The organism is Cupriavidus sp. 05N38 (genome assembly GCF_056397345.1).
Window position 1 is genome coordinate 71101 of sequence record NZ_JBFTNF010000025.1, and the last position, 13253, is coordinate 84353.

12 protein-coding genes are annotated in these 13253 nt (G+C 65.4%); 10 read left to right on the forward strand and 2 right to left on the reverse strand.

What is annotated here, in order from left to right; genetic code table 11:
• Positions 1-75 precede the first annotated feature (75 nt).
• The 9 genes from AC1DK4_RS19160 (at position 76) to AC1DK4_RS19200 (ending at position 8089) form a co-directional block, all read left to right on the forward strand.
• Positions 76-1026, forward strand: a complete 951-nt coding sequence (locus AC1DK4_RS19160; RefSeq protein WP_477131708.1) for a tripartite tricarboxylate transporter substrate binding protein — start codon at positions 76-78, stop codon at positions 1024-1026.
• A 37-nt stretch (positions 1027-1063) separates the two neighbouring features.
• Positions 1064-2257, forward strand: a complete 1194-nt coding sequence (locus AC1DK4_RS19165) for a CoA transferase (protein WP_441620596.1) — start codon at positions 1064-1066, stop codon at positions 2255-2257.
• The gene (locus tag AC1DK4_RS19170) at positions 2250-3158 is read left to right on the forward strand and encodes an amidohydrolase family protein (protein WP_477131705.1); all 909 of its coding nucleotides are present in this window, start codon (positions 2250-2252) and stop codon (positions 3156-3158) included. The genes AC1DK4_RS19165 and AC1DK4_RS19170 overlap by 8 nt, the downstream gene beginning before the upstream one ends.
• A gap of 25 nt (positions 3159-3183) precedes the next feature.
• Positions 3184-4149 (forward strand): tripartite tricarboxylate transporter substrate binding protein, encoded by a 966-nt coding sequence (locus AC1DK4_RS19175; RefSeq protein ID WP_441620600.1) that lies wholly within the window; start codon positions 3184-3186, stop codon positions 4147-4149.
• 458 nt (positions 4150-4607) lie between these two features.
• Complete coding sequence (locus AC1DK4_RS19180; RefSeq protein ID WP_441620602.1) at positions 4608-4916, forward strand: c-type cytochrome; 309 nt, start codon at positions 4608-4610, stop codon at positions 4914-4916.
• 73 nt (positions 4917-4989) lie between these two features.
• Entirely contained in the window at positions 4990-5607 is a 618-nt protein-coding gene (locus tag AC1DK4_RS19185; RefSeq protein ID WP_441620604.1) for a twin-arginine translocation signal domain-containing protein, read from the forward strand.
• Positions 5608-5715: 108 nt separating this feature from the next.
• Positions 5716-7281, forward strand: coding sequence for a GMC family oxidoreductase (locus AC1DK4_RS19190; RefSeq protein ID WP_477115755.1), 1566 nt, complete (start codon positions 5716-5718; stop codon positions 7279-7281).
• A gap of 41 nt (positions 7282-7322) precedes the next feature.
• Positions 7323-7673 carry a ribbon-helix-helix domain-containing protein gene (locus AC1DK4_RS19195; RefSeq protein WP_441620608.1) on the forward strand — a complete coding sequence of 117 codons (351 nt, stop codon included), beginning with the start codon at positions 7323-7325 and terminating at the stop codon, positions 7671-7673.
• Positions 7674-7693: 20 nt separating this feature from the next.
• Complete coding sequence (locus tag AC1DK4_RS19200; protein WP_441620610.1) at positions 7694-8089, forward strand: VOC family protein; 396 nt, start codon at positions 7694-7696, stop codon at positions 8087-8089.
• 38 nt (positions 8090-8127) lie between these two features.
• On the opposite strand, the gene AC1DK4_RS19205 is transcribed toward AC1DK4_RS19200, so the two are convergent.
• Together AC1DK4_RS19205 and AC1DK4_RS19210 are read right to left on the reverse strand one after the other, a co-directional pair.
• Positions 8128-9081, reverse strand: coding sequence for a glycosyl hydrolase (locus AC1DK4_RS19205; RefSeq protein ID WP_441620612.1), 954 nt, complete (start codon positions 9079-9081; stop codon positions 8128-8130).
• Between the two features lie 69 nt (positions 9082-9150).
• Entirely contained in the window at positions 9151-11217 is a 2067-nt protein-coding gene (locus AC1DK4_RS19210; protein WP_441620614.1) for a di-heme oxidoreductase family protein, read from the reverse strand.
• Between the two features lie 757 nt (positions 11218-11974).
• On the opposite strand from AC1DK4_RS19210, the gene AC1DK4_RS19215 reads away from it, so the two are divergent.
• Positions 11975-13249 (forward strand): ATP citrate lyase citrate-binding domain-containing protein, encoded by a 1275-nt coding sequence (locus AC1DK4_RS19215; RefSeq protein WP_441620616.1) that lies wholly within the window; start codon positions 11975-11977, stop codon positions 13247-13249.
• The last annotated feature ends 4 nt before the right edge of the window (positions 13250-13253 follow it).

Below are 13253 nucleotides of genomic sequence, written 5' to 3' on the forward strand. Positions count from 1 at the left end.
GGCAATACACACAAGAAATACAGGAGACAGACCGTGAAGACCTCAACGTCAAGCCATGCCGCCGCATATTTCGCGCTGATCGCCGCGTCCGGCACGCTGGCCGCGTCGCCCCATGCGCACGCCGCGCAGGAATATCCGTCCAAGCCCATCACCATCGTCGTTCCCTATCCGCCAGGCGGCTCCAATGACACCTTCGCGCGGATCGTGGCGAAGGAAATCGGCGAGGAGCTCAGGCAGCCGGTGATCATCGACAACCGGCCCGGCGCAAGCGGCAACACCGGTACCGGGATCGTGGCAAAGGCGGCGTCCGATGGCTACACCCTGGTCGCGGTGTCCTCGAGCATGACGACCAACGCGGYCATACAGAGCAAGCTGCCCTACGACGCGATCAAGAGCTTTGCGCCGGTAGCGATGCTGGCCCAGGGCCCCTTCATCGTGGCGGTCAGCAATGACTTTCCCGCCAGGACGCCGCAGGATCTGGTCAACGCGATCCGGGCCAATCCGGGCAAGTTCAACTATGCGTCTTCGGGCCCCGGAAGCGTCAATCAGTTCGGCACGGAACTGCTCAAGGCCAGGGCCGGGAAACTCGCCATCACACATGTGCCCTACCGCGGCATGGGGCCAGCCATCACCGACCTGATCGGCAACCAGACGCAGGTGCTGATCTCGAGCGGCCCCTCGCTGCTGCCCATGGTCAGGGCCGGCAAGGTCCGGGCCGTTGGCATCACCAGCCTGAAGCCCAGCCCCATCGCGCCGGACCTGGTCCCCATGGCCAGCGCCGTCCCGGGCTACGAGTTTGAACTCTGGTGGGGCTTTCTCGCGCCCGCGGGCACACCCGCGGCGGTCGTCGACCGGCTCAATGCGGCAGTGAACACGGCCCTGGCCAAGCCATCCGTCAAGGCCGCCATCCTCAAGGAAGGCGCCGAGGCAAAACCCGTCACCCCCAGGCAATTCGCCGACACCATCGCCGCCGATGTCGCCAGGTGGAAGCAGCTTGCCAGGCAGCAGAACATTGTCGCGGACTGAGTTTCCATCCGCATCCGGAGGCTTTATGCAAACCAACATGACTGCCGCAGACTGCGCATTCGGCGCATTCGGCGCATCGCGGCCAGGACAGCCTGGCCCGCTGAGCGGCGTGCGCGTGCTCGACCTGAGCGCCTATATCGCCGGCCCGTATGGCTGCTCGCTGCTCGCGGACCAGGGCGCGGAGGTCCTCAAGGTCGAACCGCCGGCGGGCGACAACCTGCGCAAGTATCCTTCGACGCTGGAAGCCGAGAGCCGGGCCTTCCTGGGCGTCAACCGAAGCAAGCTGGGCGTGGTGCTCGACCTGAAAGATCCGGCCGGCCTGGAGCGGCTGCTTGCGCTGGTGCGCAACGCGGACATCCTGGTCCACAACTTCCGCCCCAGCGTCCCGGACCGGCTCGGCATCGGCTACGAGCAGCTCCGCGCCATCAATCCGCGCCTGATCTACTGCGCCGTCACCGGCTACGGCGAGACGGGCCCGCTCAAGGACAAGGCCGGCTACGACCAGGTGCTGCAGACCATGACGGGTATGTGCACGCTGCAGGGCAAGCACGGCGGCCCGCCGGAGATCCTGTACGGCTCCGTGGTCGATTACTACGCGGCGGCGCTGGTCGCGGGAGCGGTTGGCTCGGCGCTCTACGAGCGCGAGAAGAGCGGCGTGGGGCAATATGTGGGCGTGTCGCTGCTGCGTGCGGCGCTGACCATGCAGTCGGCACGGATGGTGTGGGCCGACTCGGAACCCCGGGAGGTCGGGCGCGACATGCGCTCCGGCGGGATCACGGGCATCCATCCCACCAGAGAGGGCTATATCTACATCTCCGCCAATACCCCGCATTTCTGGAAGGCGCTGTGCGAGAAGACCGGCCTGACCGAGCTGCTGTCGACCGACCGCTACGATACCGTGCGCAAGCGAGCCGAGCACCAAGAGGAAATCGTGCCCCGGCTGCACGCCGCCCTGGAGGGACGGACGGCCCTGGACTGGGAAGCCGTGTTCGGCGAAGAAGTTCCATGCGCGGCCGCGCGCTCGGTGGAAGACATGTTCGACTTCCCGCAGGTCGCCGCGGAGGACATGGTCACCACGTTCGACCACCCCGTGGTCGGCCGCTATCGCGGCTTCACGCGCGCCATCAGGTTCGGCCGTACGCCCGGCCCCGAGCCATTCGCCGCGCCTACGCTCGATCAGCATGGCGACAAGGTCCGCGACGCAGCGGACAGGCTGGGACGCGATGCCTGATCCCATGGCGGGCCGCACCGGGCCGCTGGTGCCGCCGGTGCCGCTGGTGCCCAACAGCTCGGCGACTGGCGCCCCGCGCAGCGCGGCGCTCGCCGATGCCTGCGACTCCCACCTGCACATCTACGACACGCGTTTCGCCGCGGTCGCCCCGGTTCTGGCGCAGGCCACGGTGGAAGACTACCGTCGCGTGCAGGCATTGACCGGCACCACCCRCGCGGTCATCGTGCAGCCGCGCTGCTACTGGACGGACAACAGCGCCACGCTCGACGCGATCCGGCGGCTGGGCGCCGCCAGCACGCGCGGCGTCGCGGTGATACGGCCCGATATCACGGACGATGCGTTGCTCGCGCTCCACGCGGGCGGCATCCGGGGGATACGCTTTTCGCTCTACACGGCGGCACACGCCGTGGTGGGATTCGACATGGTGGAATCCCTTGCAAGCCGCGTCGCCGGGCTCGGATGGCATTTGCAGCTGCATTGGACCGCGGACCAGATCGTCGGACACCGTGACTTGCTGTCGCGGCTGGACACCCCCCTGGTCTTCGATCACCTGGCCCGCTTGCCCCTGCCCGGGGGAACTGCCCACCCCGCGTTTGCCGTCGTGTCCGGCCTGCTGGATGGCGGCAAGGCCTGGCTGAAGCTGTCCGGCGCCTACCTCGACTCCCTCGCCGGCGCCGCCGGGCGCTATGCGGATATCGATCCGGTGGCAATGGCATGGGTGCGAACCGCCCCCGACCGACTGGTCTGGGGCAGCGACTGGCCTCACCCCACGGAGACCCGGCACAAGCCGGACGATGCGCTGCTGTACGACTTGCTCACCCATTGGTCGGGCAGCGAGGAGGTCCGCCGCAAGATCCTGGTGGACAACCCTGCCTTGCTGTACGGATTCGAGGCCGCATAAGCCGGCCATCCTCAAAGGAGACAATATGAAAAAGACGCTGCATGGCCTTGGCAAGAGCCTGGCCATCCTGGCCGCCCTGCTGCCGCTCGGCGCGCTCGCCTTCCCCGACAAGCCGATCCGCATGGTGGTGCCCTACTCGGCGGGCGGCGGTGCCGACAATACCGCGCGTATCGTGGCGCAGAAGATGGGAGAGATCCTGGGGCAAACGATCGTCATCGACAACAAGCCGGGCGCCGGCGGCGTCATCGGCGCCGACGCCGTGGCGAAGGCCACGCCAGACGGCTACACCGTGCTCTATGACGCATCGGCATTCGCGGTCAACGGGGCCCTGCGCAAGCTTCCGTTCGATCCGGCCAGGGATTTCATTCCCGTCTCGCTGGTGGCAACCGCGCCGCAGATCCTCGTGGTAGCAGCAAACGCACCCTACAAGTCCGTTGCCGACTTCGTTGCCGCGGCCAAGAAGGCGCCCGGCAAGCTGACCTACGCGTCCGCCGGCGCAGGGACCGGGTCGCATCTTGCCGCGGAGATGTTCAACGAACAGGCAAGGATCGAGCTGCTGCACGTGCCGTACAAAGGCGGAGCGCCGGCGCTCACCGATGTGATGGGGGGACAGGTCGCATCCTATTTCGGCAACACGGCCTCGACGCTGCAATACGTTACCGGCGGCAAGCTCAGGGCGCTCGCGGTGACCTCCAGGACGCGGATGAAGGCCTTGCCCAATACGCCGACCCTGGCCGAGAGCGGCATGCCCGATTACGAAGTGCTCGAATGGAACGGCCTGTTCCTGCCCAAGGGCACCGCACCGGACCGCATGCAGGCCATCGCCAACGCCGCGCAGAAGGCAGTTGCCGATCCAGGCGTGCGTGCCAGGCTGCAGCAGGCCGGGCTCGATCCGGTCGGGAACGCCCCGCAGGCCTTCGCGGGCTTCCTGCAGACAGAGTCCTTGCGCTGGCATGCACTGGTCAAGGCCCGCAGCATCCGGGTCGAATAACACCGGCTGCCTTCGCTGCGCCGCCGCTTCACCCGCTATTGCCCGGCCCGGGCAGGCGCGAGGCGCATCGCCTGAGACGAGAATCAAGGCAGGCTCCAGGCGATTCTCATAGGATGGCGCGGCGGTTCCCGCCGGCCTCGCGCCACGGCATCGCGGCGAGCGCGAGGCGGGACACATCAAGGACTGACTGAACCCGCCCGGCACGGCAACGCGGCGGCACGGTTTCTTGCTGCTATGCAACAGCCCGCATGCCGTGCGCGGGCGCGCAGCAGAATCGCCGCTCCGGCTCACGCGAGTCGGCGCGCGTTGCCGCCAACGGGATAGCCAGCGCAACGTGGCTGCCCCTCAGGGTTTTCCCTGCGAATAGCGGGCTGTGACCCGCGTATGCCAGCTTGCTCCTATAGTCAAATCCAGTCCCGCACCGAACGGGTACAGCAGATTATTCAGGAGCTCCCCCCATGACATCGATCCCCGCATCGTCAGCGCGAAGGCCCGCGCCATGCCCTGGCGCGGCAGCGCGCGGGCATGGCATTCGCAAGCAGGCTGCTGCCACACTGGCCGGCGGCGCATGGCTGGCGGCCGGGCCTGCGTACAGGGAGGCCGCCGCGAAGTACGAGGGGATGGATCCGGCGATGTTGGCCGCCAGCATCCAGGCGCGCAAAAAGGGCAAGCGGGGCCAGCCTGAAATGCCGCCCCGGCCGGGCCTGTCGGATGCCGCTGCCAGGGTGTTGGCGCGGCAGGTGCCGGACGGAAGCCCCGACAAGTAACCGCCTGCATCGCATCCATGCGGTACCGGGCCGGCACAGGACGGCCACGACCAACACGCTGGAGACCCCCACCATGCAAATCATCCCCGTTTTCCCGGTTGCGCAAGCGCCCGATGGCGGCACCGTCGCGCCCCGCAAGACACTCGCCATCACACGCAGGAACCTGCTCAAGGGCACGGGCGTGCTGATCGGCACGTTGGCCGTGGGCAGCCCGTTGGCGCTGCTGGCGCCCTCCACCGTGTGGGCGGTCGAGCTCAAGACGCTGAGCAAGGCCGATGGCGACACCCTGCTCCAGATGGGGCGCGTGCTATTCCCCCACGACAAGCTGCCCGATGCGGTCTACGCGCTGCTGGCCAAGGACCTCGACCAGGCCGCCACCGCCGACGCGCAGGTGGCCAAGCAATTGCAGGACGGCATTGCCGCGCTGAACCAGCAGGCCGGCGGCAGCTTCGTCAAGGCCGGCGCCGAGCAGCGGCTCGCGGCGGTGAAGGCGCTGGAGGGCAAGCCCTTCTTCGACACCGTGCGCGGCAAGTGCGTGACCTCCCTCTACGACAACGAGATGGCATTCGCCACCTTCGGCTACCCCGGCTCGTCCTGGGAAAAAGGCGGCTATATCGCGCGCGGCTTCCAGGACCTGAAGTGGCTGCCCGATCCGCCGGCCAAAGCCAGTCCTGCCCCCTACATGGGCTGACCGCCGCACAAGGTCGCCGCGGCAAGTGCATATCCCGGTCCGGCGCCATGGCGTGCCGGACAAAAGCGGGCCCGGGCCAGGCGCCGGGGTTCGACATAGGAGACAAGCATGGCGAAGTTCGACTTCAAGGACGACTCGGTGGTGGTCATCATCGGCTCTGGCGCGGGCGGCGGCACGCTGGCCAACGAGCTCTGCCGCAAGCGCATCAAGGTCGTGGTGCTGGAGGCTGGTGGCAAGCAATCCAGTGCCAGCTTCATCAACGACGAATGGAAGGCCTTCAGCCAGCTGGCCTGGCTGGACAAGCGCACCACCTCGGGCAGCTGGCGCGTGGCCAAGGACTTCGCCGGCCTGCCCGCGTGGACCTGCAAGACCGTGGGCGGCACCACCACGCACTGGGCCGGCGCCTCGCTGCGCCTGCAGGATCATGAGTTCCGCGCGCGCACGGTGTATGGCGAGATCAAGGGCGCCAACCTGATGGACTGGCCGCTGACGCTCAAGGAACTGCAACCCTACTACGCGAAGGCCGAGGACAAGATGGGCGTCACCCGCACCAGCGGGATTCCGGGGCTGCCAGGCAACAACAACTTCAAGGTCATGTACAACGGCGCCACCAAGCTGGGCTACAAGGAAGTGCACACCGGCAACATGGCGATCAACAGCCGCCCTCGCGCGGGGCGCGCGAGCTGCATGCAGCTCGGCTTCTGCTTCGAGGGCTGCAAGAGCGGCGCCAAATGGTCGACCCTGTACACCGAACTGCCCCAGGCAGACGCCACCGGCCGCTTCGAGCTGCGCACCCAATCGCACGTGACGCGGATCGAACACAATGACAAGGGCCGTGTCAACGCCGTGGTCTACATCGACCAGGACGGCAAGGAACAACGCCAGATGGCGCGCATCGTCTGCGTGGCCGGCAATGCCATCGAAACGCCGCGCCTGCTGCTGTCGTCGTCGAACCTGTTCAAGGACGGCCTGGCCAACTCGTCGGGCCAGGTGGGGCGCAACTACATGCGCCACATGACGGGGTCGGTCTATGCCGCATTCAACGAACCGGTGCACATGTATCGCGGCACCACCATGGCCGGCATCGTGCGCGACGAGGCGCGCAACGACACGCGGCGGGGATTCGCAGGCGGCTACGAGCTGGAGACGCTGTCGCTCGGCCTCCCGTTCATGGCGGCGTTCCTGAACCCCGGCGGCTGGGGCGCGGACTTCACCTGGTGGATGGACCGGTACACCAACCTGGCCGGCGCCTGGCTGGTGGGCGAGGACATGCCCCGCGAAAGCAACCGCGTCACGCTGAACACCAGCGTGAAGGACCAGTTTGGCAACTACGTGCCCAACGTGCATTTCGACGACCACGACAACGATGTCGCCATGCGCACCCACGCCTATACCCAGGCCGAACGCATCTACGGAGCGGTGGGGGCAATCAAGACCTTCCGCACACCACCGTATCCGTCGACCCATAACCTGGGGACCGCCCGCATGAGCGCGCGTGCGCAGGACGGGGTCTGCAACAAATGGGGACAGACCCACGACATCCCCAACCTGTTCATCAGTGACGGCAGCCAGTTCACTACCGGTGGCGCCGAGAACCCGACGCTGACCATTGTCACCCTGGCGATCCGCCAGGCCGACTACATCGCTTCGCAGATTTCGCGACGCTCGATCTGAGCACCTCGAGCATTCAGCACCGATCCCGCCAGGAGCCGCCCATGTGCGAATTCTTCATCACCGCCGATCCCATCCTGTACGAATCGCGCACGCGCTCCATCCGCATTCATGGCGTGCAGTCCAGCATCCGGCTCGAGAACTTCGTCTGGGACACGCTCTCGACGCTGGCCGCGGAGGAAGGCATGACCACCAATGCGCTGATCGTGCAGTTCCACGACGAGATCCTGCGGCACAGGGGCGACGTGCTGAACTTCACCTCCTTCCTGCGCGTGACCTGCCTGCGCTACCTGCGCCGCAAATGCGACCGGCTGGAGGGCGGCGCCAGGCCCGCCGACAGCCCGGCCGAAGCCCAGGTGTTCCCGCACCCCAAGCCATCGCGCATCACCCACTAACGCTCCTCGAGCCCATCACCATGGCCAAGTTCATTCATACGATGATTCGCGTGCGCGATCTCGAAGCGTCCATGAAGTTCTACCGCGACGTCCTCGGCATGACGCCGTCGCATACGCTGGACTTTCCCGATTTCGCGCTGGTGTACCTGCGCAATGCCGAGAACGATGCCGAGATCGAGCTCACCTGGAACAAGGGCCGCCAGGAGCCCTACACCCATGGTGACGGCTACGGCCACGTTGCGGTCGTCGTGGACGATGTGGCGGCCCGGCATGCCGAACTGGTCCAGGCCGGCTACCAGCCGCTTGCCGTCAAGGAGTTCAAGGACGGCGACACGCTGCTGGCCCGCTTCTTCTTCATCCAGGACCCCGATGGCTACAAGATCGAGGTGCTGGAGCGCCATGGCCACTATCGCTGAATGCGGCTGGTCTAACAGGGAACCGGCCCCGAGTCGAATCAGTACGGCAAGCTCAGGTAGTACCGGCCAAGCGCCGTCAACTGGCCGTCGGCGGCAAGCAGGCCCGTGAAATGGACATCGCTGCCCCATCGACCCGTGAACCACGCGTACCGGAACACGTCGGGGCGCTGCTCGCATGTCGCCACCATGTCCTGCATTTGCTGCTTCTGCTTGTCCGGCGTGTCGATCTGCGCGCCATCGCTGCCTGAGTGCCAGTTGGCAAACTCGGTTACCCAGAACGGCTTTCCGTATTTGGCAAGGCGATCGAGCTGACCGCCCAGGCCATAGTCATACCAGTGGAAGGCCAGGTAGTCGATCTGCGGATCCCGGTTGCCGTTGGCTGCGCGATACGCCGTGTAGAACGCGTCGAGCCACGTCACCGGATCCTCGAAGCCAGGCATTGTTCCCCATGTCACGGTGGGACCCACCAGCTTCACGCCGGTATGGGCGCCAATGCTCTCGTAGCGAGGCCACGCGGCAGCGGCGGCGGCTGGCGCAAGGTTGGCCTGGTCGACCAGGTTCGGCTCGTTCATCAACAGCAGATACCGGATCCCTGGATGGGCGCGCAGATACGCCTCTATGGCGGCAGCGTCGAAGCTCCCGTTCCAGAGCATGGGAATGTAGTCCATCCCATAGGCAGCCTTGACGTCGGCAGGCGCCGCGGCAGCCGGTTGCGATGCCCAGTTGTACCACCAGGATACGCCGGGTGCGAGAGCGGCGAAGTCGGCCGCGCTGGCCAGATCGTAGACCACGCCTCGCTTGGCGCTCTTGTTGATGGTTGGCGTCGATACAGGCGGCGTGGCAGGCGTGGCGGGTGCGATGCTCCCCCCATTGCCGGCGGCTCCGTTGCCGCTGTTCGGTGCGGAGGCATCCTCGCCGCCACCGCATGCCGCCATGGCGAAGGCCATCGCCATGGCCAGCAGACCGTGGCCGATCACGTTGCGCGCATTCATTGGAAATTCCGAAAGAAGACTGTGAGAGCCTGCTCACGCCAATCTGCGGGAGCGAGCAGGCGACCCGGATTACAAGGACTGCAGAAACGCTGCGATCGCGTTGCGGTCGTCCTTCGGGAGGGCCTCGTAGCGCGTGCGGCTGTCCGTCGCCTCCCCCCCGTGCCAGAGGATGGCTTCCGCCAGGCTGCGCGCCCGACCGTCATGGAGCAGGCGCACACTGGTGTCGGCGCCCTGGACAAAGCGCAGCGACCCAATGCCCCACAGCGGCGCGGTCCGCCATTGACTGGGATAGGCGCGTGCTTCCGCCAGCGTGTCGGCCAGCCCCGGACCCATGTCGTGCAGCAGCAGATCGCTGTATGGATGGATCGTCTGTTCGCGCAGTTCGGCAAACGGGTGCGTATTGCCGGTCTTCATGGTCGGGGTGTGGCAGGCCACGCAGCGGACTTGCGTGAACAGATCGCCGCCGCGTGCGATCAATGGCGGGTCGACATCATGCTCGGGCGACACGCGCACGCCATCCGGGAAGCCGCTGCGCAGCTTGCGCTGGGCGGGCACGCCGATGAGCGACAGATAGGTCGACAGGCGCTGCAGTTCAGTCTCGCTGACCGAGGTGGGGACGGTCGAGCCGCGGCAATCCGGCGCGCCACGCTGGCAACCACGATCCGGCAGTACCGGCGAGGTGACACCCATGTCTTTCATCAGCGCATCCGCCGCCTGTTGCCGGATGCTTCCCTTCGAGGCCTTCCAGCCGAACCGGCCAAGGTGCGTCTTGCCCGTCTCCGGATCGACGACGAAGTTCGGCACGCCTTTCACGCCGTCGCCATTGGCATCGTCCGGATCGGCCAGGGCGAGAATGGTTGGTTCGGCAACGGCCTCGAGCAGGCCCATGCCGATGACCTGCGGCGCCTGGCGCGTCGAAAAGCTCGCCGGCGTGGGGCCCTTGAACGCATAGACCGGCTTGACCAGTTCCACCTTCTCGCCCTCGGGCAATGTGCGCACCGTCGTCTCGTACGACTGCACGGTCACGTCATAGGCAGGCGCGGCGGGGTTCTGCGCATGCTGTTGCACGTTGTGGCCATAGACGGGATCCGGCTTGCCATCGGCCGTTGCCGTCAGGAACGATATCGTATCAAGCCCGGCACCAATGCCCGACGCCTTGCTGCGCCCGTTGTTGGTATGGCACTCGATGCAGCGCGGCTGGTTGTAGCGCGGGCCGAGCTGGCCGATGTGCGCCGTGAATACCGGGTTGTCCTTGTCGTGCTCCGAGTGCGTGCCATCCGCGAACGACGTGTGGAACAGGCGGCGACCTTCGACAAAACGCTGCGTATTGGCAATGCCGATGTTGTTCGCCATCTGCTGGAAGACCCGCATCGGCTCCTCCGAGTAGTTGTACGAAATGCTGGCCTGGCCGCCCAGCAGCGTGTCGTCGGGCAACGGCTCGGAGTCGAGATTGGGCGCAATGCCGTACCACGGGCGCATGCCCACGCCCACGATGTAGAGCTGTTCGAACGAATAGTAGCGGCTGCCCCCGCCATCGACGACCGGATCGCGCTTGAGCCTCGGCGCCGGCGCAAGTTCGACCTTGTCGCCAATCTTCAGCGGACTATGCGGATCCGTACGCCAGTTCGAATCGACGACCATCATGCAGTCTTCGCGTGGCTGGGCCTCGCGGCAGATCGGCAGCCCACCTTCCTTCGGATTATTGAAGCCATAGTTCAGCGACCAACCGTAGTCGCGCACCGTGGGGTCGAGCACATTGCGGAAGAGACTGAACGTGGTGCCATCGAAGATGCCCTGGTTGACGCGCAGGTACATCTCGATGCGCTGGCGGCCGGCAGGCACGCCGTCGCGAATCTCGATGCCGAACGTACGGTTCTGAAAGTAGAACGTCGGAAACGTCAGGTAGCGGCCGGGACCCGCATCGGGCGCGTCCCATGGTTCCCCGCGCTCGCGCGCGTGACGCTCGGTCGGGCGAGAGCCCATCAAGGTCACGAGTGTGCCGTCCGGTTCGCGATACTGGATCTGCTCCATGAGCGGCGTATCGGAGGTGAACAGCGGCGTATAGGCTTGCGCCTGCGGCGTGGACGACTGTGCCGCGGCGCCATCGCCACCGCCGCCTCCGCCACATGCGGTCACAAGGAAAATCGCGGCCAATAGGGAGGCCGGCCCACGTTGATGAGCAAGGAATTGCATGGCGTTGTTGACCCTTCTTTTTATATGGGAACGCTAGATTTATCTATGTCTTATATGTATCCGGCGAACACATTTCACCATTCAATTCGCGGGATAAGGCCACCGTTCCCTGTGGCCGCGAGCGATCATGGTTGACACCTAAATCGATGTCAATTGACATGATTTAGCACGCGAGGTGACAAATTTTTCATGTCTGGTCACGAAGATTGTCATTCGTATTGCCCACGCCGGTTTTATGCCTGCCCCTATTCAATTTGTCTTATTCATCAGTCGGCCGGCGTATTTGAAAGGCTGTAGTTTTTTTTCAACCGGAGTGGATCTGCATCTGATGCCGCCATCGACGGATGGATCTGGATTCAACCGATTCCGGCTCGGGCAGACGGAATACGGCCGCCATGGCAATACCGTTCCGGATTGGCGCTGACGCAGATCGCGTGCGGCGGGAGATCCACTTCGGCGCCGGCTCGGGTGCCGTGACCTCACTCGACTGACTCGCCCCCGGCCGCAACCTGCCGTGCATGAAGGCAGCGGGGCTTGTCCGCGAACCGCGCGCGGGAAAAAGCGCAACGCAGTGCTCATGCGAGGCGCCGCTCGCGCGGCAGGCATGCGGGAAATCCCCTAGCCCCGGATGAAAGGCTGGCGAAAGCTTCGGTGAACTAGCATTGGTTCCCATCAGTGGTCAATAGATGTAGGAGACACCATGCAAATCACCGGCATGCTTCACGGCGCGCGGTTGCTGCAGCTCGTGGGTTTTCCCACCGCTGAAGTGCTCGGGCCCGACGCCAACGACGACCAGATCAAGGACCTGATCGAACGCCACAAGCAAGTCTTCATCAAGCCCGTCTTCCGCGGGGGCGTCGGCAAGAAGGGCAAGGCCGGCCTGCTTGGCCGCGTCAGCGACCTGGCTTCGGCGCTCAAGGAAAAGGAACGCCTGTATTTCGTCGAACACCAGCACGGCTACCAGCGCGCCAAGGCCAATGGCGTGACGTTCGAAGGCGGCGTGCCTTCCGACCATGAAATCTATTTCTCGCTGACCGATTCCACCGAATTCCGCGCGCCGACCATGACCCTGACCCATCACGGCGGCATGGAGATCGAGGAGCTCGACAACAGCCAGATCGCGCGCGTGCCGTTCAGCCCGCTGACCGGTCTCAAGGCCTTCGTGGTGGCGAACGCGCTGAGCCGCCTGAACGCACCGAAGGAAATCATTTCCCCGCTGGTGCAGTTCCTGCCCAACCTGTGGGACCTGTTCCACGACTACGGCATGACCACGCTGGAACTCAACCCGATCCGCATGCGCGCCGACAAGCGCGGGCGGCTTACGCCGGTGGCCTGCGACTTCAAATGCGGCTTCGACCACGACGATCCGCGCTGGCAACGCCTGAACCTGCCCGCGCATTTGTTCGCCGCCGACACATCGCCCTTCGAACAGGAGATCAATCAGCTGCGCACGTACCAGGGCCAGAGCGACGTGTACATCATCAACGACAAGGGAACCATCCTGGCCCCGACGTTCGGTGGCGGCGCCAACTCGCTGGTCACGCAGATGCTGGGCGACGACGCGATCATCTCATCCGATTTCGGCGGCAATCCACCGTACGAAAAAATGAAGGCTGTCGCCAGTATCTGCTTCAAGCACTGGCTCAAGCAGAGCAACGTCCTGTTCATCATCGGCGGCAAGTCCAACAACACGGACATCTTCGAGACCTTCCGTGCCATGGCCGACGCGTTGCGTGAGCACTTCGGCAAATACGGCCCCTCACCGCTGTATGTGGTGGTCGGGCGCGGCGGCCCGAACCTGGTGCGCGGCATGGCCGTGCTGCGCGACACCTGCGAGTCGCTGGGCCTTCCCTACGTCAGCTTTGGCTTCGACTCGGCCATGAGCGAGGTGGTCGACCATGCCCGCAAGGTGGATGCGTGGATGAAAGCCGGTGGCCGTGAGCARGTCGCGGCCCGATTGAATGTGACCGCCTGAAGTC

Bases quoted from the DNA above. Each gene is read 5' to 3' on its own strand.
- AC1DK4_RS19165 (WP_441620596.1), top strand. From the start codon at position 1,064: ATGACTGCCGCAGACTGCGCATTCGGCGCATTCGGCGCATCGCGGCCA.
- AC1DK4_RS19175 (WP_441620600.1), top strand. From the start codon at position 3,184: ATGAAAAAGACGCTGCATGGCCTTGGCAAGAGCCTGGCCATCCTGGCC.
- AC1DK4_RS19180 (WP_441620602.1), top strand. From the start codon at position 4,608: ATGACATCGATCCCCGCATCGTCAGCGCGAAGGCCCGCGCCATGCCCT.
- AC1DK4_RS19185 (WP_441620604.1), top strand. From the start codon at position 4,990: ATGCAAATCATCCCCGTTTTCCCGGTTGCGCAAGCGCCCGATGGCGGC.
- AC1DK4_RS19190 (WP_477115755.1), top strand. From the start codon at position 5,716: ATGGCGAAGTTCGACTTCAAGGACGACTCGGTGGTGGTCATCATCGGC.
- AC1DK4_RS19195 (WP_441620608.1), top strand. From the start codon at position 7,323: ATGTGCGAATTCTTCATCACCGCCGATCCCATCCTGTACGAATCGCGC.
- AC1DK4_RS19200 (WP_441620610.1), top strand. From the start codon at position 7,694: ATGGCCAAGTTCATTCATACGATGATTCGCGTGCGCGATCTCGAAGCG.
- AC1DK4_RS19205 (WP_441620612.1), bottom strand. From the start codon at position 9,081: ATGAATGCGCGCAACGTGATCGGCCACGGTCTGCTGGCCATGGCGATG.